Below are 24,200 nucleotides of genomic sequence, written 5' to 3'. Positions count from 1 at the left end.
TAAAAGCATTTATTAAAACCCATAAAAAAAACGCCTTGGGGAATTCCTGTTAAGGCATTCCCCAAGGCGGTATATCTACATGCTCTGTACACTTAGTGCTTTATTGATCCGTCCGGAAGGGGGAAGCGGGTAGCTTTTCTTTGTTGTATAGGTTGGCACCATCGGGGTTGTCTGCCCAGGCGTAGCGCACGTATTTCGGGGCTGGTACCTCGTCGCTCCATACCACTACTTTGTCGCCTTCAATTCGGGCCTTGGCCCAGACAAACTTTTTATCGGATCCGGCAATGGCGAACTGGCTAAGTTCTTCCCCGTCAACAGCAATCAGTCCACTGCCCACATTGGTGAAGCTCAGCACTATTTTATTCCCCTCAATTTTTGAGGATTGGTACAGCGGGCCTGATGAAACTATCTTTTTATCGCCATAGATTAATTTCTGGGCAGCCAAGGCTAAGCGTTCGCCTACGTCTTTCTTGTTATCTGGGTGAATGTCATTCCACTCGCCTAATTCAATGGTGACCGCCATAGCCGTATTGGGCACCGATAGCGTTTGCAAAGCGGCTTCGCGCATCATGGCCCAGTTACTTTCTGCAGGCAGGTACGTTCTTTCCATGAAATTAGGAAGCTGCACAAACAGGAACGGGATGTTGCCTTGCTGCCATTTGTTCCGCCAGTCAGATATTAAAGCGGGTAACAGCTTTTTGTACTCAGTAGGGTTACCGGCATTGGTTTCGCCCTGGTACCAGAGTATTCCTTTGAGGGTATAGTCAATGGCGGGCGCTACCATGGCGTTATACAGTGCAGTGGGTTGATTCTGGGCGCTTATTCCACCTTCAAATGCACTAGCGGCGGGACGGTACACCTCGCCTACTTTGTATTGCCACGTGCCTTTCAGGTCCAGCGTCTGGCCATTTTCGGCTTCTATGTAATAGGGTTTGTCTGGCACGAAACCGCCTTTGCCGCCGTTGTTCAGCACTCGTATCACAAAGAGATTCTTACCGGCTTTCAGGGTGCCTGCTGGCAGACTGTACCTTCTCTGCGGGTATTGGTACCCTGTGTTTCCGACCTGTTTTCCGTTAATATACAGGAAATCAGCGTCCACAATGCGGCCCAGGAATACCTTGGCCGGTACCCCATCCATAGAAGCCGGAACCTCAATTTCGCGGCGGTACCAAACGGCCCCGTTCAGGTCTTTGATGCCCTGGTCTTCCCAATAACCCGGTATGTTGATGTTGCGCCAGCCTTTTGGTTCGTACGCAGGGTCAAACCATTTTACCGATCCGGTAAGACCTTTATCTAACTCGGGCTTTTGCCGGTTGGCCGCCGCAACAGCCGCGGCCCGGCGTTGGATAGGATTCACGTAGCTGGTGTCCCGGTTCTTGTTGATGGTGGCCATAATAGCCGGGAACTCCTTCAGGCCTTCTGCGCTGGTCCAGGCTTCAATGGGCGTGCCACCTACGCTGGCGTTGATCAACCCAATAGGAATTTTGTAGTGGTCGTAAAGCTTACGGGCGAAGAAATAGGCCACAGCCGAGAAATTGTTCACATCCTGCGGGTTCGCTGATTTCCAGGAAGCACCCTGAGGTAAATCCTGTGCGGGACCCTCCATGTTGGCGCTGGTAGGAATCCAGAAATGCCGGATCTGTGGGTAATTAGCCGTTATGATATCGTTGGCATACGTAATATTATGCAGCGACATCTGGTGCACCATGTTAGACTGACCAGAGCACAAATACACATCACCCAATAAAATGTCTTTTACTGTGATCTGGTTACTGCCCTTGATGTCCATGGTATAAGGACCGCCCGCCTTCATAGGAGACAAGGCTATTTCCCATTTTCCGGTGGCGTTGGTGGTAGCCTTGTAGTTCTTCCCTCTGAAACTAACCGTCACTTTCTCGCCGGGTGCGGCCCAGCCCCAGATGTTGGTTTTGGCATCGCGCTGCAACACCATTCCGTCGCTTACCAATTTGGGCAGTCTTACCTGGCTAAAGGCCTCTGCCTGAAACAGGCATAAAAGAGCCAGGGCAGCATACACAACTTTCCTGCGGCACATATTTATTCTACGCATACTTTGATTGAGGTGAATAATCAGATTAGCAATCTACAATTAAAATGTCTTCCTGAAAAGATGCCGTCTATTTCTAGGCTGGTTTTACCAAAACACGCTTCAAACACGCTGCTCTTTAACTTTGAAATCTTTTGTCATTTTATAAATATGAGATTCCTCTTCCGTATGAGTCAAAACCGTTAAAACCGATGTTACCTAGAAACATCCAGCAAAAAAGCTGCGGGGAAATACGTCTACTTCTTACCTTTGGAAAAAACTAACCCATGCCTTCAGGACTTCTTGCTTTATTAGATGACATTGCGGCCTTAGTGAAAGTAAGCGCCGCAAGTTTAGATGATGTTCCCACGCAGGTGGCAAAAACTACAGGTAAAGTATCTGGTATTGTGATAGATGATACCGCCGTTACCCCTAAATATGTGGTGGGGTTAGACCCCTCGCGCGAACTCTCCATCATTTATCAGATTGCCAAAAAATCACTGATCAACAAGATATTCCTCTTGAGTCCGGCGGCTCTGTTGCTGGGTTTCTTCGCGCCCTGGGCTATTACCCCCATTCTGATGATGGGAGGGGCTTTTCTCTGCTTTGAGGGCTATGAAAAAGTCCATTCTATGTTCAGCAAGCATGAGGACCATGACACCCAAGGAGAAGACGTGAAGGTTATTACGCCCGAAGAACTGGAAAAGGAAAGAGTGACCGGAGCCGTCCGGACAGATTTGATCCTTTCTTCCGAAATTGTGGCCATCACGTATTCAACGGTGGCAGACAAACCCTTGACCACCCAAATACTGGTAATGCTGGCCGTGGCGGTATTTATCACGGTTGCCGTGTACGGGTTTGTGGGCTTAATTGTGAAAGCCGATGATTTTGGCTTGCACATTGCCAAGGAAAAGAACCATCCGCAAGTCCGGAAAATAGGTAAAGGTATTATTACGTTTATGCCCCATTTTCTGAAAACACTGGGTTACGTAGGCACCGCCGCCATGCTGTGGGTTGGGGCCGAAATCATAGCCCACGGTATTCCGTTCACGAGCCACGCCCTCCATGACCTGGAACATGCCCTAGCCGACATACCTGCCCTAGCCTGGTTTGCCAAAGCGGTAGCCTGCGGCATTGGTGGCTTGATTCTAGGGTTTATTATTGAAAAGATCGTAAGCTTAGTCCGCCGAATCAGACAGAAAAATTCGGGAGTAACAAGCTAATCCACTACCTGGAATTTTAGGTACAATCAAAAAGCCTGCGGCCGAAAGTGTTTCTTTTCGGCCGCAGGCTTTTTGTCTATAGATGGAAATTCTCGCCGTTATTGGTGTTCTCAACCACAACTCCTAATCAGTTCAGTTTAACGTCTTCCTTTTCTATGCATTTCAAAAAGAAATTACAGAAGCTGGATTATTCCCTTGCTTTCTGGTTATTTGAATGTGATATTCTAAATTCAGATAAAGGCATTAATCCAGCTTCTGTACTAAAAAATTCTGCGAACAGAATCTATTCAATCCATACATATACGCCTCGTAAAAACTGGCAAAGCGCTGCTCTAGTTTAACCCCGTGCCTTACCACCATGTATTGGCTGCTACGGTTTTCAGAGGCATTAGGCACCTCTCCAGAAGACGAATTACCGGTAGTCTGACCTGCTTTACTCATACCCATTTTAAGTTCGGTAGGTATAAAGCAAAGATTCGGCCAATTAGTGGTATATTCTTACTTTTTACATGAATCTGCGATATTCTAACGTAATTGTAAAGTATACCAGACCACCACCGGCAAGGCCGAAGAAGCGCGTTAGATGACCAGCCGTACCCCGCCCAGTTCCTGCAAACCATAAGGGAAGCGGTCTCCCGGCGAACCGATGAACATGAAGTTTTTAGGGATTTTCCACTTAGACGAAAGCTCCTGAATAAGATCTGGGCCAAATTGCCGATTTCTGATAATCACGAAATCGACTACCAACTCTGGGTAGGCGCGGTCCAGAACTTCCACCTCGTGCATCAGCTTTTTAGGGGGCTCCTCCCCTTCTCGCAAAACATTCACAATCTTAATACGGCTGGTATGCTCATTCTCCACAATGTAGCGCATGACCTGGTTTATGTTCGCGATGTTGTCTCCGCGGGTGAAGAAGACAAACTCCTGCGACTTAATGGTATTGATCAGGCGCATCATGGTATAGGAGGTTATGGGCAGAATCTTCTCCAGAGGCTCCTCAATTTGCTGCAACAGGTAAGTTAAAAGGCGTAGTATTCTGATCCTGAACAACATGATAAACACCACCGATACAGTGGGAATAAAGTACTTCAGGAAAACCAATACGTAGGCAGGATTTAAAATAGCATTCCCCACCAGAGCTGCTAAAATGGCCGAAATGGCGACAAACAGCACCAGACCAGAGGCACGCACCGGACGGGGCAACCGGTTCCGACGCATCTTCAGCAGCACGTTTCCTACCCCAAACAAGGCCATTACGCTAAGAAAAGAGATGGTGTACACGCCCGCCAAAGCTGCTATGTCGCCCTTCGTGATTAACAGGATGGAAACGCACAGCAGAAAGAAACTGATCATGATCAGAAAGGCCGAGCCTTTTTTGTTGGTGATTAGCAGGAACTGGGGCAAACAACGGTCTAGCGTCATGCGGTGTACCAATCCGGTCACGCCCACATACGACGTCAGCACCGCGCCGCTCAACACCATGGCGGCATTCACAGAGACCAGAATGGCCAGCCACTTTCCGCCGGTTACTTCGCCCATAAAGGCCAGCAAAGCCGTCTGGTGTTCGGCTACTTGGGCCAAAGGAATAATAGCAATAGCCAAAAAGGCGGTGAGCGGGTTAAAGAAGGTGACCGCCATCCACATGTTGCGTAAGGTCTTAGGGAAAACGCCCGGTGCCTGTTCTTCCACAAAGTTGGCTGAACTCTCAAAACCGGAAATCCCTAGCATGGCGGCGGCAAAGCCGAAAAACAGGGCTTTCCAGATGCTTCCCTGCAAGGGTTGCTGGTAATTGGCCACAAGGGTATCAAGTCCATTATTAAAGAGGAAAACGGCTCCAACCACAATCAAAAGGGTGAGCGTGGTAATGTGCGTGATAAAAATGATGACCGCCACAATAGAAGATTCTCCAATTCCCATAATGGTCAAACCCATGAAAAGAGCCAGAAGCCCGATAGTGGCGTAAATGATAGGTAATCCTTCCCACAGATGATGCACGTAATGCATGGCCTCGCTAGCCGAGATAACTGCCGTGGCCATGTAGGACAGCAACGTAAGGCAAGCCGCCATAGAGGCCGTGGTTTTGCTGGTTGTGTTGAGCAACGCATTGTACGCCCCCCCGTTCAGCGGCAAGGCACCCACTACCTCGCCATAGATACTCCGGAACAGGTACAGCACCCCACCCACCATCAGAAGCGCCACCCAGGCGTACTGACCGGCATAAATAATGGCTAGCGCCGATACGTAGAGGCACGAAGACGTAATGTCGTTCCCGCAAATAGCAGTCGCCGACAGTTCTTTCAATTTTGGCGCGTGTGTGGGTGAAACAGCGTTGTTCAGGTCTTTCTCCATTAGTCTTGTCTGGAAATTTCATGCAGTATACGATGTTTTGTAAAAAAGCTATTACCTGTTTTTCTACCTTTCAAAAAATAAAATGAATACGGTGATGGCCCACCCTTTCACAGGTATCAAAGGGGTTTAGAAAGCCTACTGCCGTAAAGTAAAAGACGAGCCAAGACAGCGTTTCTGCTGCTGGTTTTTGTACTACTCAGGTGTTGGCACAAGACACACCTGCAAGTACGTTTAGAGGCTACTTTCAAGAAAGCGGGCCAGAATCATTCATCTTCTCTATGAAAATAGGGTACAAGAATACCCAAGAACTAATACCCTCTTGTTTGCTAGTACTTTCCTGAGAGTAACCTAAAAGCCACCAGGCAGCTTACTTCCTGTGCTCTACCCCAGATGTTAGTAGTAGCCACACTTAGTATAGTAAGTTCTTTTCTGATTTTCCCAGAACTCCATATATAAGAGTTAGCCATTTTCACCCAGGCCTCCTGGCAGCTAATAGTAGCATCAAGTGTAACCCTGCACATGTCTTTTCTACTTCAGAGTTAAAAACATTGGCATCGGTTGCAATATTATTATCAAGGAATAAACGCTTTAATTCTGATTAAAAATTAAAATTATAAGTTTTATTCTGCAATCGGTTGCAATTATGGTAAATATATTATAAGTTTATTTCAACTAGGAGGTTGACTGCTTTAGAATGTAGGTGCCAAGTGTTGCTAGATTGTAAGCAGGAACTGTGTTGGCGAAGAGTAGCAAGGTTTTTTGAGTGATTAGGACTTTCAACTAGAAAGACAAAAGAAGCTTGGTGATGAATTTATAGAGTATGCTCCTGTTATAGCGGTTAAAGCAAAAGGGACTTTAAGGAGGTGAAGAGGTTTACAGTAGTACCTGACTTACTTGGAAAGGTGCTATGAAATCAAGTAAAGCCGCATCTTCTGGTCTCGGCTTTAACAACTTGGTATTACCAGGGTGGGCACAGGGAAGGTAGAGACGAAGAGCAAAGAGAAGGCGTGAATAATTACATTAATTTGATCATTTCCTTTAATTCTTAATAAATTTTCTAACCCCCTAACCAAACAAGATGAAAGCAAAAATTACCATCTTAGCCCTTCTTCTTAGTTTTATCTGCCAACGATTGCATGCGCAGATACCGCTTGTTTACAGTTCTGAAAATACCGGCGCAGGTTATACGCTCCCTCCTTTACCCTCCTTTGGCCAACTGCCTGTCATAGAACCACTGACAGACCCGTTCATGTGGTCTGACGGAAGCGGACGTTCTACCAATTTCAGTGACTGGGAACGCCGCCGGAATGAAATCAAAGCCGAGATTGAACATTACGAGATAGGAACGAAGCCTAACCGGCCGGAAACCATCACCGCTGCCTTTACCCCTAGCGCAACCGGCGGTACCCTCACCGTAAATGTGACGGTGAACGGCCAAACGCTGACCCTCACCTCACAGGTTATTCTTCCGGCAGGTACTGGTCCTTTCCCTGCGGTTATTGGGATGAATAGCCAGAATGGCAGTGTGCCAACCGACATATTTTCTAGTCGTAGTATTGCCAGAATTGCTTTCAACGCCAATCAGGTAACCACGTATGGCAACCCACAAATAACAGACCCATTCTTCCGTCTTTACCCAAACCAGAACCTTGAGAATACAGGCCAGTACAGTGCTTGGGCCTGGGGGGTGAGTCGCCTTATAGATGGTTTGGAGTTGGTAAAATCAACGCTACCCATTGATTTAAAACACTTAGCCGTAACCGGATGCTCCTATGCCGGTAAAATGGCGCTTTTCTCTGGTGCCTTAGACGAAAGAATTGCTTTAACTATTGCCCAAGAATCTGGTGGCGGTGGTGCTCCAGCCTGGCGGGTCTCTGAAACCCTGGGTAGCGTTGAAAAACTAGGGGCAACCGACTACAGATGGTTTAAAGATGACATGCGCCAATTCTCAGGCAGCAATGTTTCAAGACTGCCACATGATCACCATGAGTTAATGGCTATGATTGCACCAAGAGCACTATTGGTAACGGGCAACACAGATTATGAGTGGTTGGCAAACCCAGCTGCCTATGTATCTGCTAGAGCAACCCACGAAGTGTACAAGACATTGGGGATAGGAGACAGATTTGGATTCTATATTGATGGAGGACACTTTCACTGCGCCATACCCACCACCCAACGCCCTGCCATTGAAGCCTTCGTTGACAAATTCATGCTGGGGAACACCAATGTGAATACAGACATCATGGTTCATCCTTACCCACAGATTGACTACCAGCGCTGGTACCAGTGGTGGGGAACCGGCAACCCTGTTCTACCCGCTGAACCGCTTGGGAAGAGAATATGGATGGAAGCAGAATGCGCTATTGTTGGTTCTGACTGGAATATAGTAGCGGACACGGCTGCTGCCAATGGGTCTTATGTAACGGTGAAAAGTGGTTTAAACAGTACTGCCGCCGCTCCGGCTGGTGCCAGAGGTTCTGTTGTCTTTCCATTTATGGTAGATAGCGCGGCCACTTACAACATTGTGGCAAGGCTCAACGCCCCTACCGCAGATGATGATAGCTACTGGGTGAAGATAGACAACGGACCTTTTGTAACCGTAAACGGACTTGCTACCTCAGGCTGGCAATGGTTAAGATTGACGAGCACCAATTTCACGGTAGGGCAGCACACCATCACAATTGCCTATAGAGAAGACGGGGCGCACCTTGATAAACTTTTAGTGACCACTTCTAATGCAACTATTACGGGCAAGGGAGATGCTGGTCTTGATACATCGCCACCCATCATTCGGGCGGCTGGCTTCACGGTTGCCATCACTAAAAACGGCACCCGCACCATTGAGGCCGCCGACGTGGATTGGGGAAGCTGGGACAGATGCGGCAGCATTGCCTCTATGACCCTGAGCAAGTCTACCTTCACCTGCGCCGATTTGGGAGCCAACCAGGTAACCATCACCGTTACAGATGACAGCGGAAACAGCGCTTCGGAAACCGTAACCATTAATGTAGTAGACGGTGAGGGTCCTGTAATATTGGCCAGTGGTTTCACGGTTGCTCTAAACAGCAACGGAACCCGCACCATTGAGGCCGCCGACGTGGATTGGGGGAGTTATGACAGATGCGGCAGCGTCGTTTCCATGACCCTGAACAAAACAACCTTCACTTGCGCCGATTTGGGAGCGAACCAGGTAACGATTACCGTCACCGACAATCATGGCAACTCCTCTTCAGAGACCGTAACCATTAATGTGACCGGTACCTGCACTCCTAGCTCTACGTTGGCTAGCACCAAGGAAACACTGGAGCAAGGCGGTCAGCTGCTGGCTTTTGGCGCTTACCCTAACCCTTTCACCGATCAGACTTCCATCCACTTCCGTGCAGCCGAATCTGCGCAAACCAAGCTATTGGTATATGATGCCATGGGCCGCTTGGTAGCCACTCTCTTTGATGCCCAAACGGAAAGCGGACGTGACTATGAGGTATCCCTCAGCGGCCAATCTCTGGCGAAAGGGATGTACATCTGCCGTCTGGTTAGAGGTAGCAAAGTAGACCAGTTACGTGTGGTGGTAAGCAAATAACCAGTGCTTGCTTCTTGTTTTTAAGCTGTTTTTAGAAAATATACCTGATAGCACACCAGGGAATCACTTCTTGCTGAAGCGCTTTGAATTCATGAATCCACTGGGCTTTGAGCTGGTACTGGTACCGGACGTTGATGCCTCCAAACTGGCTTTGCTTGGTTTCCTGAATGGCGGGTGCCCAGATCAAGTCTTCGGCTTTGGGGTTGATGGAGAGGTTGATTTCGTGCTGCCATTGGTTATGCGTAAGGAAGATCACTTCGCAGCTCATGGTCTTTTTGAGGGCTGGCGGTACTACTTGATTCAGTTGTTCAAACAACTCGCGGTAATCTTGCAGCCAGCCTTCATAGACAATCACGGGCGAAAAATTCACGTGCACATCATAACCGGCCTGGTAGAAGTCTGGGATAGCCGCCAGGCGTTTTGCCAATGCATCGGTGCGGACATCTACCAGTTTGCTGACTTGCTGGGGCAAGAGACTGAGCCTAATGCGGGTCTTTCCCTGCGGGTCATACGTGAGCAGTTCGGGGTTCACGAACTTGGTGGCGAAGGTGGCAAATGCTTTGGGGTGCTCCCGGAAGAAATGCACTGCCGCGGCTACCCCATCAGAAATAGACGCATCTACAGACACATCTGAGTTACAACCGATGTCATAGGTGTAAAACTGTGCGTGCGTCTGGTTGGGGATTTTAGGCCAGGGTTGTTTCTGGACGTGTTTGTGTACCGCCGCCAAAATCTCGTCGGTGTTGGTGAAAAGCGTGATGGGGTTTACGGCCTTGTTTCGGTCTACATAACAGTAGGCGCAGGCACCCATGCAGCCGTTGGCCAGGCTGGGCGCAATGAAGTCTGAGCTTCGGCCGCTTTCCCGGCACACCAGGGTTTTCAGGCGTCCCAACACTAACACATCAGACTTTACCTGAAAGTGGTTTCCGTCTAACTCGGGCAACCGGTTATGTTGTTTGATCTCTTGCCGCACCGCGTCAGGATAGGAAAGCAATACCTGCTGCCCGCGTGCATTCAGGGCATCTGGCGTATAAAGAATGGTACTCGGATTGAATTTCTGCATACCCTTTTATAACAGAGGCATAGAGGGTTAGGTTCAGATAAATAAATATACAAATCCTTGTAAATCAATCATTTACACACTAATTAAAACATCTAAAACTGAATTAAACCGGAAGGTATTCTGTTGATTCTATAGCGGCAATGCAGCCTTTTAAGGGGCATTTGCCTGGCTAGAAATCAGACGCATGTCACAGAAAACGAAGCACATGGAAGCAGTTCAGGAGATCATACAACCCATAGCAGAAAAACGCCCTTCTAAACTTTGGATGCCCAAACAGGTATTGATAACCCCGGCGGCACTGGACGAACCTTGGGGAAGGCAGATGTATGAGCGCGTACAAGCGTTGGGCTTGCCCGTGCAGGAGTTGAAGCAGAACCGCCTTACCGGGTTGCGCGGCGAAACCGAGCGGGAAACGTACCAGAAAGCCAAAAGCACGCTGGCCATTGTCACCGCCCCACCCAGTGCCTTGAAGCTGCAACCTATTCCGCCCTCCGCCGATTATCAGTTCCACCTGGCCGAAGGCTGTCCGGCCCACTGCCAGTATTGCTATCTGGCCGGAAGTTTACAAGGTCCGCCGGTGATCAGAACCTTTGCCAATTTGCCTACCATTCTGAACAATCTGGTGAACTACAGAAAGCCGAACGAGGTGACGACGTTTGAGGCGAGCTGTTACACAGACCCACTGGGCATTGAGCACCTGACCGGCAGTTTAGCCGAGACTATCCGCTTTTTTGGCGAGCAGGAAAACATGCACTTGCGCTGGGTTTCTAAGTTCGACCAGGTAGACGGGTTGCTCAACATTCCGCATAACGGCCACACGCAGCCCAGAATCAGCATCAACTCAGATTTCATCTCGCGCCGAATGGAAGGCGGCACGGCTTCTTTGGAGAACAGATTGGCCGCCATCCGGAAATTAGCACTGTCCCAAGCGGCGGGTGGTGGCGGTTATAAAATCGGGTTGGTGATTGCTCCTATCATGGCCGTGCCGGATTGGGAAGAACAGTACACCTACTTGCTGGACCGCCTGGAGCAGACTTTGGATTTTCCGTGTGAGTTTACGTTTGAGTTGATCAGCCACCGGTTTACGCCGGGCTCCAAAGCGCTCCTGCAGGAATGGTACCCCAACACCAGCATTGACTTTGACGAAAGCACCCGATCTATGAAGTACAACAAGTTCGGTGGTAAGAAATACGTCTACAATGCAGCCACCATGGGCATGCTCAAAAGCTTTTTCTACGCAGAACTGAAAAGACGCTTCCCATCTGCTCCTATTTTATACTGGACCTAAGCAAAAGCGCCCCTAAACGGCAAGGCCGGTCAGCGTATGTGCTGATCGGCCTTTTATATTTGGTAGATCCAGAAAAGTAATGATATACAAAACATAACACTCGCTCGCCTCCGGCGAGTGTGGGCTACCTACAGCCTCTGGCTGCTACTTCCTTAGTACAAAGCGGCAAGACGCCGGGGTAGCTCACACTCGCGAGACGCGAGCGAGTGAATCATTGCTTTTCTGGAACTATCTTAAAAGAAGTATGTAAAACCTACCTGCTCAAGGATTCCGTTAAACTCTGCCGGAAAGCCTCACTTAAAGGAATGGTTTTGTGGTTGATGGTTACCTGGTGCCTTTCCACCTTGTCAATCTTATCTAAAGAAACTACATACGAGCGGTGTACCCGCACAAATTTGTCTACCGGTAGCAGATTAATGGCCTCCACGAAGGTGCATCTGGAGAGAACGTTTTTGTCTTTCAGGGCGAAAGTGACGTAGTTGCCGGTGGCCTCCAGGTACAGGATGTCCTCAAAGAAAACCTTGATCTGCTCGTAGCCGGTTTTCAGGTACAGGTGGTCGGTAGTTTCTGAGGTGTTTCTGAAATTATACAGCTCAAACGCCTTGTTGCAGCCCTTGATAAACCGCGACAAGGAAAACGGCTTCAGCAGATAATCTACGGCGTCCATCTCAAAGCTGGTGACGGCGTGTTCTGAGTACGCAGTGGTAAAAATGAGCAGCGGCTTTTTACTGAGCGAATTGAAGAAATCTATCCCCGAGATATCGGGCATTTTAATGTCCAGGAAAATCAGGTCAATGGGTTCTTTCTGCAGGTATTCCAGGGCTTTAAACGCATCGGTGAACTCGGCCTTTAAATCCAGGAACGGGACTTTGGAGGCGTGCGACCGTACAATGTCCAGCGCAATGGGTTCATCATCAATGGCAATGGCTTTCATATAAATGTATAATTCAATAAGCCTGACTAAGATAACTGAATGGTGAGGTGAACAAAAAATTCTTTCGCGGTTTCTCTGATCACCAGTTCGTGTTTGTTGGGGTACAACAGTTGCAGCCGCTGCTTGACGTTGTTCAGGCCTATGCCGCTTTTATCTTTCTCGGGGTCATTCCCCTGCTTTTCGTGCTTGCTGTTATGGACATCAAAATAAAGGGTCTTGTCTTTGACATCTAGCGTGGTGTGAATGTGAGACGGTTCCCGGAAGCTGATGCCGTGTTTAAAGGCGTTTTCCACAAAAGGGATCAATAACATGGGCGCAATCTGGATGGTGTTCACCTGCTGCTCTATCTGGGTTTCAATCCTGATGATGGGGTTAGGATCTGTGCGCAGTTTCTGAAAGCTGATGTAGTTGTTGAGGTATTCAATTTCGCGGGCCAGCGAGATGCGCTCCTGCAGGTTCTCCTGCAGCATGAAGCGCATCATCTCGCCCAATCGCTCAATGCCTTCGCTGGTACGTTCGGCCTTCTCCTGAATGGCGGTGCCGTACACGGTGTTAAGGGCATTGAACAAGAAATGCGGATTGATCTGGGAGCGCAGAAAGTCAAAGTTGGCGTTAGACTGGCCCAGTTCTTTTTTCAGGACGTGAATCTCGGCGTTGCCCTGCAGCTGCCGCCGGTACAGCACCCAGGAAAGCGGCACCGTGATGAGTAACTGAAAGAAAACGTTGAAGATGGCCATGGAGAAAGCATATTCATCATCATGAACCAGAAGCAGCGCCAGAAACCCGATGGGAAGAATAGAAGCGGCCAAAACCAGCGCCGCTTTTCCTAGATACGCCCTGAACGGTTTCTTTTTGGGCAAAGATTGAGGAATGAGGGCATAAAACGAATAACAATACAGCAAGAGGCCGGAAGGGCCTACAATTCCCCAGCCAAGCACCAGTTCTCCCTCAGCATCTACCACCAGCAGCAGGAACATACTGATCAACCAGAGCACAATTGCTGAAACTCCGTCCCGGGTAATAATCCGGTATTTAGACTGAATGGCCTCTGAACTGGTTAACAGGTACAGGCCGGTATATTTAACGAAGGAATAAAACCCGAACAGCAACAGCAGCCGGAACGCAAAGAAGAAACTGTTTTTGAAGATGACCTCATAAGTTTCATCCTCGGTGGCATATTCCTGAAACAGATAGTTTTTGGAGTAAGTATCGGTGATGCCAAAGGCCATCCCTAAAATCAGAAACGGAATGAGGGTGAGCATGAGCGTAAACAGGATGCCTTTTACCCGGCTATGCTGCGTCAGGGCGAAGGCCTTGGGCACCACTTTGAAGTTCAGGAACAGGAAAGACAGATACACCAGCGTGTACCTGATGAGCAACGGAAAGTAGTAATCTTCATAATAATGGAACGGGATGCCTGCCTCCTCAAACAGCCGTCTGGATTGCCAGGAAGGCGTGGTATTCAGGAAAAACACCGCAAAAACAAAGATGGTGGTGGCCGCCCAGAACTCTACCTTTCTGAAGTAGGAAGGATTTGAAATTAGATCATTCATTGTCTTCTTCTTTTGAAACAATGATAGAGGAAAGAAGACAGGAAAAATAAAATTTGTGACGAATCTCCTCAAATATGTGACGGAACGGGAGAAGGCTTTTCTAGCTAGGGAATGGCTTGTTCCTAAAAAAAAGCACCCCACGCGATTAAGACGCATGGGGTGCTCTTTATGGATTTCAGGTCAAAAACCGAGCCCTGCTAGCAGTGGATAAACCTTATTCTTTGTTTTTGATAGCGGAGTACAAAACCGGGCTGAAATACCGAAGATTCTCCAGCAAACAGGTCATGGTGTAAAACCGATCCAGATCCACATCGGGGCTTTCCGCCAGGGTTTCCAGGAAGCCATCTAAGGTCTCCACCAATCTATCATCAAATTCCTCTTCTGTCATTTTCATTCAATTCTGCTATCTCAGCGCTGCTGATGGACCACTTACCACAAGGAAACAAACGAACCAAGCCTAGAATTCATTTATGCCACTTTTCTGAGCTGTTTTCAGTAAAACGGCTTAGAAACCAGAACCAAGAACAACAAGCTTTCTCTCCTGAAACTATTTAGGAAAGGACATAGGATAGAACTGCCGCTTGAAGTAGTTTTTCTCCATTACACCTGACTTCCTTAAGAAAGCAAAAGCCCTTTCATCCTGCCGGATGACGTCGTTACAGGGTAACGACGCTACGTTGGTGTCCTGACCGTAACAGTTACTATCTATATTACTCAACTCTCCGTTTCTGCCCTGAATTTAGTTAAACAGGGCAAAAACGCTACGTTACAGCACCAATTGCTGTAACAACCTGGTGAGGGTTTCCTGCGGATCAGTGCACAAGCCGGGGTGTACCGGCGAGGTCTGTACAATGGTGCTGCGGGTAGCGGTAAGCCACCGGAAACGCGAGGCGATGGGAAAGCTTCCGATGGTGCCGCCGTTCTTCCCCCCGGCGCAGATGCGCTCAAAAGCTTGCAGGCGGTCGTGCAGTTCCGCGATGTCTATCTCTCCCGCGAAGGCCCGCAACCGGTCCTCATTCAGGTGGAAAACGGTCTGGAGAAACCCCTTTGACGAACAGTAGAGAATGACACCTACATTGAGAAACTCCTCGCGCTCCACGCAGGGAACCACCCTCAGGACGGCGTACTCAAATAAGTGCTTTTCTTGCATGTTGGGCTTCGTTGACAAAGATTTCAGTATGGGCCAGGCGGGTCTCTAAAAATTGGGCGTACGCCTGCCGGTGTTCCTCGGGAGTGGCAAACGGCGCATCTCCGGTCAGCCAGTCCTCGGGGATCAAAGATACAATGGCTTGGATTCTCTCTGGGGTAAGCAGTGCTTTGAAGGCAGTGTTCACGGCCTCTAACTCAGTGGCTTGGGGCAGTAGCACGTGGTCTTTGACCTGCACAAACGGCCGCTTGGCCTGCTCCAGCCAGTTGTTCCAGGAATGGTGGAAGTAAAACGCCGCGCCGTGGTCAATGAGCCACAATTCCTTGTGCCACATGAGCATGTTGGTGTTGCGGGCGGTACGGTCTACGTTGGTGATGAGGCAATCCAACCAGACAATCTGTGAGGCAAGCGTGGCATCTACGGTGGTTACCAGGGCATCAAACGTGATGGCTTTGGACAGGTAATGGAGCCCCAAGTTCAGGCCTTCGCTGAAGCGAAGCAGGTCCTGGATCTCCTCGTCGGGCTCGGTACGCCCGAAGCATTCATCCAGATTGGCGAAAACCAGCTCCGGAATGCGGAAACCCAGCGTACGGGCTAGTTCTCCGGCCACCAGCTCAGCAATGAGGGCTTTCACGCCCTGCCCGGCGCCCCTGAACTTGAGCACGTACAGAAACTCATCATCTGCCTCTACAATGGCCGGCAAAGAACCGCCTTCGCGCAGCGGGGTCACGTACCGCACTACATTTACCGTTCTAAGCTCTGGTTGTGTATGGTTCATAAATTCTTTGGTTCTTGAAAATCACAAGGCGAGGGAATGCTGCGGCCGTGTTCACAGGCAACGCTGGTTTACCCTCTCTTTCTGCCTTTCCAGTTTTTACGGGAGTTTTCCTTCTCTTTCTCGGTTTTGAACTTCGTGAACTCCTCGTTGGGCATGGTCACGTAGTAAGACGCCGAGGACAGAATGGTGAGGTCTTCGTCAAAGTCGTACTCCAGGGTCAGGTACAGTTTCTTGTCAGGGTTGTGGACGTACGCCTCGCCTACTTTGTCATAGACCTTGAACTCATATTCCCCGTCGTCGGCTTTCTTGGCACTCACGCGCGCCAGGCAATCGCCGGTTATCACCAAAGGGGTTTCCAGTTCATCTACGTACTCAAAGTTTTGGTAGTACCGGCCGTCTTTCTTGCTGGTGAGGTATTCAATGGTATCCAGGTACACTTCAATGTCCTTGTGCCGGCTGTCTCTCTGGGTAGTAATGTCAAAAATGTTGCCTGTTACTCTCATGTTCTTTCTCAGAAGTCAATGCTGGGGCGAAGAAAGGCGAACCGATTCTCCCCTATATAGGATAAAGGTACGGCTTCCAAGTGAAAACCCTCTCGTTTCAAGGCTCCCCTTCTGATTTCAGACCGAAAACCGTCAAAATTCTGCCAACTACAGCGACTTTTCATCCCGTTTGAATCCGCTTCCGTGGTCTGTCGCTTGACAGACCACATGCAATAACCTGCACTTTATCTAAATGAATCAGGCATAGTAACGCGTATTAAGGCCAGTTTCAGAAAACAAGCTTAAAACGAACTGTGGCAGATACACCGAAAACCCGGTCAATTATACCCCCCTTTCCGCTGAGGGTCTTGCAGAAAGTATGATTCCTTCTCCCAACGCAATCAGGAAAGAGGCTAAACCACTCTACCATTCCCTGCGTTTTCAATAGCTTTCGTACCTTAAATTCACCAAGATGCTCCGCTGGATTGACATCCTCAAATTCGCCAGATACAGTAATCCCGAGCCACCCAGGCGCGTAGAGAAAACCGAGGCTGAATGGCAGCAGCAACTCACCCCGTCCCAATACCAGATCCTTCGCCTGAAAGGAACTGAATCGCCGTACCGTAACGCGTATTGCCGCTCCTATGAACCCGGCGTGTACGTCTGCGCCGGATGCGGAAGTCTTTTGTTTAACTCCACCGAGAAATACCACGCCATTTCCGGCTGGCCCAGTTTCACCCAACCCCTCACCAAAAACGCCATCAAATACCTCTTCGATGACAGCCACCGCCTCCAGCGCATTGAGGCCCAATGTAATGTCTGCGACGGCCACCTGGGTCACGTATTTAATGACGGTCCAGAACCAGGTGGCCTGCGGTACTGCATCAACTCTGAGAGCATGGTCAGATTGAAAGCTATTTCTGGAAAAGAGGACGTAAACAATTGGCCTTAAACACCTTGAAGCGAATTCACTTCCGAGACTTTCTTAAAGGCGCGCATTTCGTCCCCCTTTGAAGGGGGTAGGGGGATGATTGCTCGTGCTGATTAAGCATACCCGAGAATCGTTATGATTTGTTTTTTGGCTGTTTCTAATGGTTCTTCTTCCGCTATTGTCATCCCCCTACCCCCTTCAAAGGGGGACGAAATGCGTCCAAATGAGCATAGAGTATGTTCTAGTAGTCATCAAGGCATTCTGAAGCTTACATTCCCGTTATGGCAGCTATGGCGCGGAAGTTACTTCCGTGACTTTCTTTAACGCTAATAAAAAGGCACGGAAGTAACTTCCGCGCCATAGTGAACCGTAGTGAACATTTTTACAAACCAAAAAGCCCCATGTACTTCCCCTATCATGGGAGCACATGGGGCTTCTACTTATCTAACCGTCTACCTACTTCTTAGAAGTCTTTTGGCTAGATGCCTTCTGACCGGGAACCGGGAAGCCTCTGTCACGCATGAGAGCGTCAATTTTAGCATCACGGCCGCGGAACAGACGGTATGCTTCAGCGGGGTCCATGGAGTTGCGGGGGGCAAAGAGGTATTTCACCAGTTTGGCGGCTACTTCTTTGTCGTAGAATCCGCCGGGGGCTTCTTCAAAGGCCTCGGAGGCATCTGAGGTCAAGACATCTGCCCAGAGATACCCGTAGTAGCCGGTGGCATAGCCTTCACCCGAGAACACGTGCGTGAAGTGCGGCGATCGGTGACGCATCACAATTTCTTTGGGCATGTTGAGGGCCGCCAGCGTTTCGCGCTCAAACTTGTCTGGGTCCAGGCCGGTGGGGTCTGGCAAGGTGTGGTACTTCATGTCCATCAACGCCGAAGCCAGGAACTCAGTGGTCTCAAAGCCTTGGTTGAACGTAGCCGCTTTCTTGATTTTGGCCACTAACTCCGGTGGCATCACCTTGCCGGTTTTATGGTGCTTCAGGAACTGGTTAATCACCTTGTCGGTAGACAGCCAACGCTCCAGAAGCTGGGAATGGAACTCGGTGTAATCCCGTACGCCGCTGTTGAGGGTAGGGTATTTTACGTTAGAGGACAGGAAGTGCAGCGCGTGCCCGAACTCATGAAAAAAGGTGGTGGCATCATCCCAGGAAACCAGCACCGGCTCACCGGGAGCGGGCTTGATGAAGTTGGAGTTATTGGACGCCAGCACGGTTTTCTTGCCGTCAAAGGTAGAGAAGCTGCGGTACTGCGAGGCCCAGGCTCCAGAGCGTTTCCCCTGCCGGGCGAATGGGTCTAAGTACCACAAGCCAATGTGCTCGCCGGTGGTTTTGTCGGTCACTTCCCATACTTTCACGTCTTCGTGGAACACCGGCACACTTCCGGCGGGTACGGGCTTGAATGCGAAGTTGAACAGTTCACCGGCCGTGAAGAAAATGGCCTGCGTGAGGTTGCCCAGCTCTAAATACTGCTTCACCTCGTCAGAGTCCAGGGCGTATTTCTTCTGGCGCACTTTCTCGGCGTAGTAGCGGTAGTCCCAGGGCATGATGGTGATTTTGGCGCCGCTCGCGTTGGCTACAGCCTGCATGTCTTTCACTTCCTGTTTTACCCGGGCCAGCGCCGCCGGCCATACCGCGTTCATCAGGTTCATGGCGTTCTGCGGATTCTTGGCCATGCGGTTTTGCAAGCGCCAGTCGGCGTAGGTGTCATAGCCCAGCAGTTTTACGCGTTCGTCGCGCAGCTCCAGAATACGGGTGATGTTCTTATTGTTGTCGTTCGCATCGCCGTTGTCGGCGCGGGAATAGTAGGTGTTCCAGACTTTCTCGCGCAGGGCCCGGTTATCGGAATAGGTCAGGAACTGGTCCATGGACGAACGGGTGTTCGTCACGGCATATTCTCCGGGCTTTCCGTTATCAGCGGCGGCTTTGGCGGCGGCCTTCACAAAAGACTCGGGCAAACCGCCCAACTGGTCTTTGGAGAGGAAGGTCACGTATTTCTCCTCATCAGCCAACACATTATTCCCGTAGGACGTGTACAGCGAAGACAGTTCTTTGTTGATAGCGGCGTAGCGCTGCTTGGCTTCGGGGCTGAGGCCCGCTCCTTCCATCGCGAACTCCTCATGAATCAACTGTACCACGCGCTGCTGATCTGGAGCCAATGGGGTTTTCTGCGCGTTGTCATACACTGCCTTGATGCGCTGGTACAACTTTGGATTCTGAGAAATCTGCGACCGAAAATCTGAAATTCTGGGAGCCAGTTCGGCCTGAATTTTCCGGTACTCCGGTGAGGACATGTTGCTGCCCCAGATGCCGTAGTAGATTAAGGCCCGGCCTAACGCCTCGCCTGCTTTCTCATACGGAACAATGGTATTCTCAAACGTGGGCGCAGCAGGGTTATTCACGATGGCCTCAATGTCTGCCAGGTGCATCGCCATGCCTTTCTCCATCGCAGGCTTGATATCAGCTAGCTTCATTTTGTCAAAAGCCGGTACGCCGCCAAACGGACCCGTCCATTCCGCCAGCAGCGGATTGTCTGCTTCTGGCTGTGCCTGGGTAACGGCCGGAGTGGCGGGCAAGGCAGCGGTAGGCTGCTGCGGTTGCGTGGAGGTGCAACCTATCATTGCCAGCAAGACCAATACACTTGGTTTCTTGCTAATAGATAATGTTTGTTTGCTCATATTAGGATCAGTTTCTGAGAAGTGCTTTAGACACTTCCTGGAGGTAATTTGAAACTTGAAGTTACTAAAAACAAAGCAGAAACGCGTTGCAATAAGCAAAGGGGCTGAGTTACAGGAGACAAATCATGTGTAGAAAAGGCCAACCATCATTTGTAGTGACAATCCCTTGTTGTTGCCCTTTCCGGCACCTTCCGTTTATTGCCCATTTCCCTCAAAACTGCCCCAAAACACCTGAACAACACACTCGCTCATTGAAACCCAAAAACGACCCTTCGCCAGAAAATTCCTAACTTGAACCCTCAGAATCAACGGCGACATGGCGGAGAAAGAACAGGCACCCAGGCAGGCAGGCGTACACACATCAGAGTATTTTTTAGAAGGCATTTTTGGGGCAAGTCTAACCTATGCCATCATTGCCCGGCACTCTTCCGCCGAGGCCATGGCAGGCGGCACCATCGGTTTTGACTTGCAGCCAACGCATATTGAGATAAACCGGGCGGTCATTTCGGGGGTGTCACCGTTTGGTCGTTTTCAGGCTGTTTCGGTAAAACAGCTCCAAAACGGATTGCTGCTTTCCTGCGGGTGTCCGGCTCCAAAACAGGCTTTGTGCGCCCACCAATCGCAGGTGCTGCAGACGCTGTTGAACCGGCAAGAGTTTAGGGCCTTTTTTGACGAAACGCTCCGGAAAGAGAAAATAATACCCGTGGCGGCGGAGTACGGCCTGGCCGAAGAAGAAAACCTGGACCAATACTTTTCTCTGGAATACACGAATAAAAGCTTACTCATCAAACCTCGGCTCACGGAGTTACTGCCCATCACTGAGGAATCGAAGGCGTTTCTGAAGGAGAAACTGGTGCCCAAACCGGGACTACCTTTTCTGCCATCGGGTCCCAGGCCTAAAGAAAACATCCAGCGCATCATGGTGTTGGGAGAGCACAAATATTACAAGCACCTGAACGTGGAACTGCTGGAGGCGGGTACCACCCAAACCGGCAAGGTCAAGAATCCGCTCAAGGCGCTGAGTCCGCTGGATTTTGTCTGGCAGACTAATCAGCCCGAGGAACTGAAGTTCTACACGGCGCTTTCCCGTTTCCAGAACAACTACAACACCGAGCCTTCCGAGGCTGACTTGGAAGCCCTTAAGGCTCTGGTGCAAAATCCGTTGGGCTTGGACGTGTACCAGCATAACCCCGAGGTGTCAAGTAATATTACGGCTAGTTCGGTTTCGCTTATTCAACTGAAGAAAGCGCCGTTGGAGTTGGTGCTGGAGGTGCAGGCGAAAGACAACTTTTACTCGGTCACGGCGCAGTTATACATAGAAGACCAGCCGTATGCGCTGAAGCACCTGCAGGTAAAGTACGGGCACTTCCTCCAGGTTCAGAACAGTTTGTATCTGCTGCATAACCCAGACTTGCGGCGCGTCATTGATTTTTTCCAGAAGCGCGGCTATTACCTGCTGGTGCATGCCTCTAAATTTGAGGAGTTCCGGGAGAACATCTTGGCGAACCTGGAAACTAGAATCAAAATTTCGTACTCGTACCTGAAACCGGCCACCCCCAAGCAACTGGAAGAACAAGGCTTTGACGAAGGACGGGAGCAGATTATTTACCTGTCAGAGTCCGATGATTACGTGCTGCTGACGCCGGTCATGCGGTACGGTCACGTAGAGGTTCCGGTATTCTCCCAGAAGCAGATTTACGCCACTGATGTCATGGGCAACTCCTTCACGGTGGTGCGCGACAAGGAAGCCGAATTGCAGTTTCTGGCCGTAATGCTCAAGCAGCATCCGTTCTTCAAGGAACAACTGCACCTGGACTGTTTTTACCTGCACAAAGACCGTTTCCTGGACCAGGACTGGTTTCTGGAAGCGTTTGACACCTGGCGAAACAAAGGTATCACCATCTTGGGCTTCAAAGAACTGAAAGCCACCAACCTGAACCCGCACAAAGTCAAAATCACCATTCTGGTGACCAGCGGCATCAATTGGTTTGACACTTCTTTGGATGTACAGTTCGGGAAGCAGAAGGCCTCGCTCAAGAACCTGCACAAAACGTTGCGCAACAAAAGCCGCTTCGTGCAACTGGACGATGGCACCCAGGGCATTCTGCCGCAGGAATGGATTGAGAAACTCAAACGCTTCTTTGAACGGTCAGAGGTGGTAGGCGAACGCCTGCGCACGCCAAAAATCAACTTCGCCCTCATTGAAGAACTCTACGAGGAGGAAGTGTTAAGCCAGGAGGTGCGCCAGGAACTAGCCACGTACCGGAAGAAGCTCGCCCACTTTGAAGCCATTCCAGAGGTGGCCGTTCCCGAAGACTTGCACGCCACCCTCCGCAAGTACCAGCAGCAGGGCCTGAACTGGCTTATGTTCCTGGACCAGTTCAATTTCGGCGGCTGCCTGGCAGATGACATGGGTCTGGGGAAAACGGTACAGATACTCGCCTTTCTGCTCTCCCAGCGCGGCAAAGTCGCCCGAAATACCAACCTGGTGGTGGTGCCCACGTCGCTGCTGTTTAACTGGCAGGAAGAAGTAGCCAAGTTCGCGCCTTCCCTCAAGATTTTGACGATGTACGGCAACAGCCGCGTCAAAAATCCGCTGGAGTTGGACGGCTATGAACTGGTACTCACCACGTACGGCACGCTGCTGTCAGACATTTTGGTGCTGAAGGAATATCGGTTCAACTACATCATCCTGGACGAGTCGCAGAACATCAAAAACCCCGAGAGCCAGCGGTACCGGGCGGTGCGTTTGTTGCAGGCCCGCAACCGGATAGTGATGACCGGTACACCCCTAGAAAACAACACCTATGACCTGTACGGCCAGCTTTCCTTTGCCTGTCCCGGTCTGCTGGGCAACAAACGCTTTTTCCGGGACCATTACTCCAAACCCATCGACCAGTTCAAGAGCAGCGTGCGAGCCGCCGAGTTGCAGCGCAAAATCAGTCCGTTTCTGCTTAGGCGCACCAAAGAACAGGTAGCCAAAGAGTTGCCGGACAAAACCGAAATGGTGCTGTATTGCGAGATGAGCACCGAGCAGCGCCAGGTCTACGCCGCCTATGAACTGGAGATTCGGGAATTCATCTCGGCCCAGGCCGAAGAGGAAATCCAGAAGAACCCCATGCACGTGCTGCGCGGTCTCACCAAACTTCGCCAAATCTGCAACTCCCCCGCCCTGCTGCCCGAGGAAGCTTCTTTTGGGGAGGCCTCGTCCAAGCTGAACGTGTTGCTGGAACAGATTGAAAGCAAAGCACCGCACCACAAGATTCTGGTATTCTCGCAGTTTGTGTCCATGCTGGAATTGATCAAAAAAGAGCTGAACTCCCGCGGCATCAACTATTCCATGCTCACCGGCCAGACCAAAGACCGGCAGGGCGCGGTAGCGGCGTTCCAGGAGCAGGAAGACGTGCGGGTGTTCCTCATCAGCCTGAAAGCGGGCGGCACCGGCCTCAATCTCACCCGCGCTGATTATGTGTACCTGGTAGACCCATGGTGGAACCCCGCCGTAGAAAACCAGGCCATCGACCGCACCTACCGCATCGGACAGGAGAAAAACGTAGTCGCCATCCGCCTCATCTGCCCCGATACGGTGGAAGAGAAAATCATGAAACTACAGGCGAGTAAGAAAGACTTGGTGCAGGACTTGATTAAGACTGATGGCGGTATGCTGAAGGCGCTGAGTAAGCAGGAGTTGTTGGCGTTGTTAGGGTGAGGTGGGTTTTGGAGGTGTTTTTGGGAAAAGAGGCTAAAAATTAAGTGCATGCAGTTTGCTGTTCCCTTGGCTTGTCCACTTATTCGGTGGTTGCAAATACATTGTTGTTTCATCTTTTCTGGTAAGCGCTCACGGCCGCGAGGCCTCGTCTCCCCCTCTCGCACTGCCCTTTCGGCCTGTACTGTCTATTGCTCTTAGCTGCTGTCTATCTATGGCCAAAAGCGAGGCGCGCTCGGGGAAGACTGGAACTGGGGAAAGTAGCAGAAGAGGTGATGTTGGAACTCTCATTTACTATGGCGCGGAAGTTACTTCCGTGACTTTCGATAAAGCGTCAGTAAGTCACGGAAGTAACTTCCGCGCCATAGTGGGAGACTAATCAAGAGCTAATTAGTTGGAATTCCAAGGGCGCTAAACAAGATTCTATTTCTCATTTT

Annotated in this window: 16 protein-coding genes; 5 read left to right on the top strand and 11 right to left on the bottom strand. The window is 50.1% G+C overall.

The features are described from left to right. Nucleotides 1–100 precede the first annotated feature (100 nt). On the bottom strand, nt 101–2,068 hold the full coding sequence (locus ACY0JR_RS11020) for a sialate O-acetylesterase (RefSeq protein ID WP_462634141.1): 1,968 nt from the start codon (nt 2,066–2,068) through the stop codon (nt 101–103). A 263-nt stretch (nt 2,069–2,331) separates the two neighbouring features. On the opposite strand from ACY0JR_RS11020, the gene ACY0JR_RS11015 reads away from it, so the two are divergent. Beyond that, nucleotides 2,332–3,267, top strand: coding sequence for a DUF808 domain-containing protein (locus tag ACY0JR_RS11015; RefSeq protein WP_462634140.1), 936 nt, complete (start codon nt 2,332–2,334; stop codon nt 3,265–3,267). Between the two features lie 243 nt (nt 3,268–3,510). Here ACY0JR_RS11015 and ACY0JR_RS11010 read toward each other — a convergent pair whose 3' ends face one another. Together ACY0JR_RS11010 and ACY0JR_RS11005 are read right to left on the bottom strand one after the other, a co-directional pair. Then, on the bottom strand, nt 3,511–3,708 hold the full coding sequence (locus tag ACY0JR_RS11010; RefSeq protein WP_462634139.1) for a hypothetical protein: 198 nt from the start codon (nt 3,706–3,708) through the stop codon (nt 3,511–3,513). A gap of 138 nt (nt 3,709–3,846) precedes the next feature. After that, nucleotides 3,847–5,616, bottom strand: coding sequence for an APC family permease (locus ACY0JR_RS11005; RefSeq protein ID WP_462634138.1), 1,770 nt, complete (start codon nt 5,614–5,616; stop codon nt 3,847–3,849). Nucleotides 5,617–6,694: 1,078 nt separating this feature from the next. On the opposite strand from ACY0JR_RS11005, the gene ACY0JR_RS11000 reads away from it, so the two are divergent. Then, entirely contained in the window at nt 6,695–9,199 is a 2,505-nt protein-coding gene (locus tag ACY0JR_RS11000) for a glucuronyl esterase domain-containing protein (protein WP_462634137.1), read from the top strand. A 31-nt stretch (nt 9,200–9,230) separates the two neighbouring features. Here ACY0JR_RS11000 and ACY0JR_RS10995 read toward each other — a convergent pair whose 3' ends face one another. Further along, complete coding sequence (locus ACY0JR_RS10995) at nt 9,231–10,262, bottom strand: spore photoproduct lyase family protein (RefSeq protein WP_462634136.1); 1,032 nt, start codon at nt 10,260–10,262, stop codon at nt 9,231–9,233. A gap of 184 nt (nt 10,263–10,446) precedes the next feature. On the opposite strand from ACY0JR_RS10995, the gene ACY0JR_RS10990 reads away from it, so the two are divergent. Then, nucleotides 10,447–11,550, top strand: coding sequence for a spore photoproduct lyase family protein (locus tag ACY0JR_RS10990; RefSeq protein ID WP_462634135.1), 1,104 nt, complete (start codon nt 10,447–10,449; stop codon nt 11,548–11,550). A 253-nt stretch (nt 11,551–11,803) separates the two neighbouring features. On the opposite strand, the gene ACY0JR_RS10985 is transcribed toward ACY0JR_RS10990, so the two are convergent. The 6 genes from ACY0JR_RS10985 to ACY0JR_RS10960 form a co-directional block, all read right to left on the bottom strand. Continuing rightward, nucleotides 11,804–12,484 carry a LytR/AlgR family response regulator transcription factor gene (locus ACY0JR_RS10985; protein ID WP_462634134.1) on the bottom strand — a complete coding sequence of 227 codons (681 nt, stop codon included), beginning with the start codon at nt 12,482–12,484 and terminating at the stop codon, nt 11,804–11,806. Nucleotides 12,485–12,510: 26 nt separating this feature from the next. Beyond that, entirely contained in the window at nt 12,511–14,037 is a 1,527-nt protein-coding gene (locus ACY0JR_RS10980) for a sensor histidine kinase (RefSeq protein WP_462634133.1), read from the bottom strand. A 214-nt stretch (nt 14,038–14,251) separates the two neighbouring features. Continuing rightward, the gene (locus tag ACY0JR_RS10975; protein ID WP_462634132.1) at nt 14,252–14,431 is read right to left on the bottom strand and encodes a hypothetical protein; all 180 of its coding nucleotides are present in this window, start codon (nt 14,429–14,431) and stop codon (nt 14,252–14,254) included. Nucleotides 14,432–14,803: 372 nt separating this feature from the next. Beyond that, the gene (locus ACY0JR_RS10970) at nt 14,804–15,187 is read right to left on the bottom strand and encodes a DUF3037 domain-containing protein (protein ID WP_462634131.1); all 384 of its coding nucleotides are present in this window, start codon (nt 15,185–15,187) and stop codon (nt 14,804–14,806) included. Beyond that, a complete protein-coding gene (locus tag ACY0JR_RS10965; RefSeq protein WP_462634130.1) occupies nt 15,165–15,962 on the bottom strand; it encodes a HipA family kinase in 798 nt (265 codons plus the stop codon). The genes ACY0JR_RS10970 and ACY0JR_RS10965 overlap by 23 nt, the downstream gene beginning before the upstream one ends. Nucleotides 15,963–16,030: 68 nt before the next feature. Further along, nucleotides 16,031–16,465: a hypothetical protein gene (locus ACY0JR_RS10960; RefSeq protein ID WP_462634129.1), complete on the bottom strand. Its 435-nt coding sequence runs from the start codon at nt 16,463–16,465 to the stop codon at nt 16,031–16,033. Nucleotides 16,466–16,916: 451 nt separating this feature from the next. Between ACY0JR_RS10960 and msrB the strand changes: the two genes are divergently transcribed. Then, on the top strand, nt 16,917–17,396 hold the full coding sequence (msrB, locus tag ACY0JR_RS10955) for a peptide-methionine (R)-S-oxide reductase MsrB (RefSeq protein ID WP_462634128.1): 480 nt from the start codon (nt 16,917–16,919) through the stop codon (nt 17,394–17,396). 435 nt (nt 17,397–17,831) lie between these two features. Here msrB and ACY0JR_RS10950 read toward each other — a convergent pair whose 3' ends face one another. Further along, nucleotides 17,832–20,057: a M3 family metallopeptidase gene (locus ACY0JR_RS10950; RefSeq protein ID WP_462634127.1), complete on the bottom strand. Its 2,226-nt coding sequence runs from the start codon at nt 20,055–20,057 to the stop codon at nt 17,832–17,834. 316 nt (nt 20,058–20,373) lie between these two features. Between ACY0JR_RS10950 and ACY0JR_RS10945 the strand changes: the two genes are divergently transcribed. Beyond that, the gene (locus tag ACY0JR_RS10945) at nt 20,374–23,766 is read left to right on the top strand and encodes a DEAD/DEAH box helicase (RefSeq protein ID WP_462634126.1); all 3,393 of its coding nucleotides are present in this window, start codon (nt 20,374–20,376) and stop codon (nt 23,764–23,766) included. Nucleotides 23,767–24,200: the final 434 nt, after the last annotated feature.

This window comes from Rufibacter sp. JT3400010 (assembly GCF_054956755.1).
Note: the sequence above shows the minus strand (reverse complement) of the source record. Positions and strands in the feature narration are given on the sequence as shown.

What these genes read in the sequence shown, in the direction of transcription:
- ACY0JR_RS11020 (WP_462634141.1), bottom strand. Translation starts at nt 2,068, where the DNA reads ATGCGTAGAATAAATATGTGCCGCAGGAAAGTTGTGTATGCTGCCCTG.
- ACY0JR_RS11015 (WP_462634140.1), top strand. Translation starts at nt 2,332, where the DNA reads ATGCCTTCAGGACTTCTTGCTTTATTAGATGACATTGCGGCCTTAGTG.
- ACY0JR_RS11010 (WP_462634139.1), bottom strand. Translation starts at nt 3,708, where the DNA reads ATGAGTAAAGCAGGTCAGACTACCGGTAATTCGTCTTCTGGAGAGGTG.
- ACY0JR_RS11005 (WP_462634138.1), bottom strand. Translation starts at nt 5,616, where the DNA reads ATGGAGAAAGACCTGAACAACGCTGTTTCACCCACACACGCGCCAAAA.
- ACY0JR_RS11000 (WP_462634137.1), top strand. Translation starts at nt 6,695, where the DNA reads ATGAAAGCAAAAATTACCATCTTAGCCCTTCTTCTTAGTTTTATCTGC.
- ACY0JR_RS10995 (WP_462634136.1), bottom strand. Translation starts at nt 10,262, where the DNA reads ATGCAGAAATTCAATCCGAGTACCATTCTTTATACGCCAGATGCCCTG.
- ACY0JR_RS10990 (WP_462634135.1), top strand. Translation starts at nt 10,447, where the DNA reads ATGTCACAGAAAACGAAGCACATGGAAGCAGTTCAGGAGATCATACAA.
- ACY0JR_RS10985 (WP_462634134.1), bottom strand. Translation starts at nt 12,484, where the DNA reads ATGAAAGCCATTGCCATTGATGATGAACCCATTGCGCTGGACATTGTA.
- ACY0JR_RS10980 (WP_462634133.1), bottom strand. Translation starts at nt 14,037, where the DNA reads ATGAATGATCTAATTTCAAATCCTTCCTACTTCAGAAAGGTAGAGTTC.
- ACY0JR_RS10975 (WP_462634132.1), bottom strand. Translation starts at nt 14,431, where the DNA reads ATGAAAATGACAGAAGAGGAATTTGATGATAGATTGGTGGAGACCTTA.
- ACY0JR_RS10970 (WP_462634131.1), bottom strand. Translation starts at nt 15,187, where the DNA reads ATGCAAGAAAAGCACTTATTTGAGTACGCCGTCCTGAGGGTGGTTCCC.
- ACY0JR_RS10965 (WP_462634130.1), bottom strand. Translation starts at nt 15,962, where the DNA reads ATGAACCATACACAACCAGAGCTTAGAACGGTAAATGTAGTGCGGTAC.
- ACY0JR_RS10960 (WP_462634129.1), bottom strand. Translation starts at nt 16,465, where the DNA reads ATGAGAGTAACAGGCAACATTTTTGACATTACTACCCAGAGAGACAGC.
- msrB (WP_462634128.1), top strand. Translation starts at nt 16,917, where the DNA reads ATGCTCCGCTGGATTGACATCCTCAAATTCGCCAGATACAGTAATCCC.
- ACY0JR_RS10950 (WP_462634127.1), bottom strand. Translation starts at nt 20,057, where the DNA reads ATGAGCAAACAAACATTATCTATTAGCAAGAAACCAAGTGTATTGGTC.
- ACY0JR_RS10945 (WP_462634126.1), top strand. Translation starts at nt 20,374, where the DNA reads ATGGCGGAGAAAGAACAGGCACCCAGGCAGGCAGGCGTACACACATCA.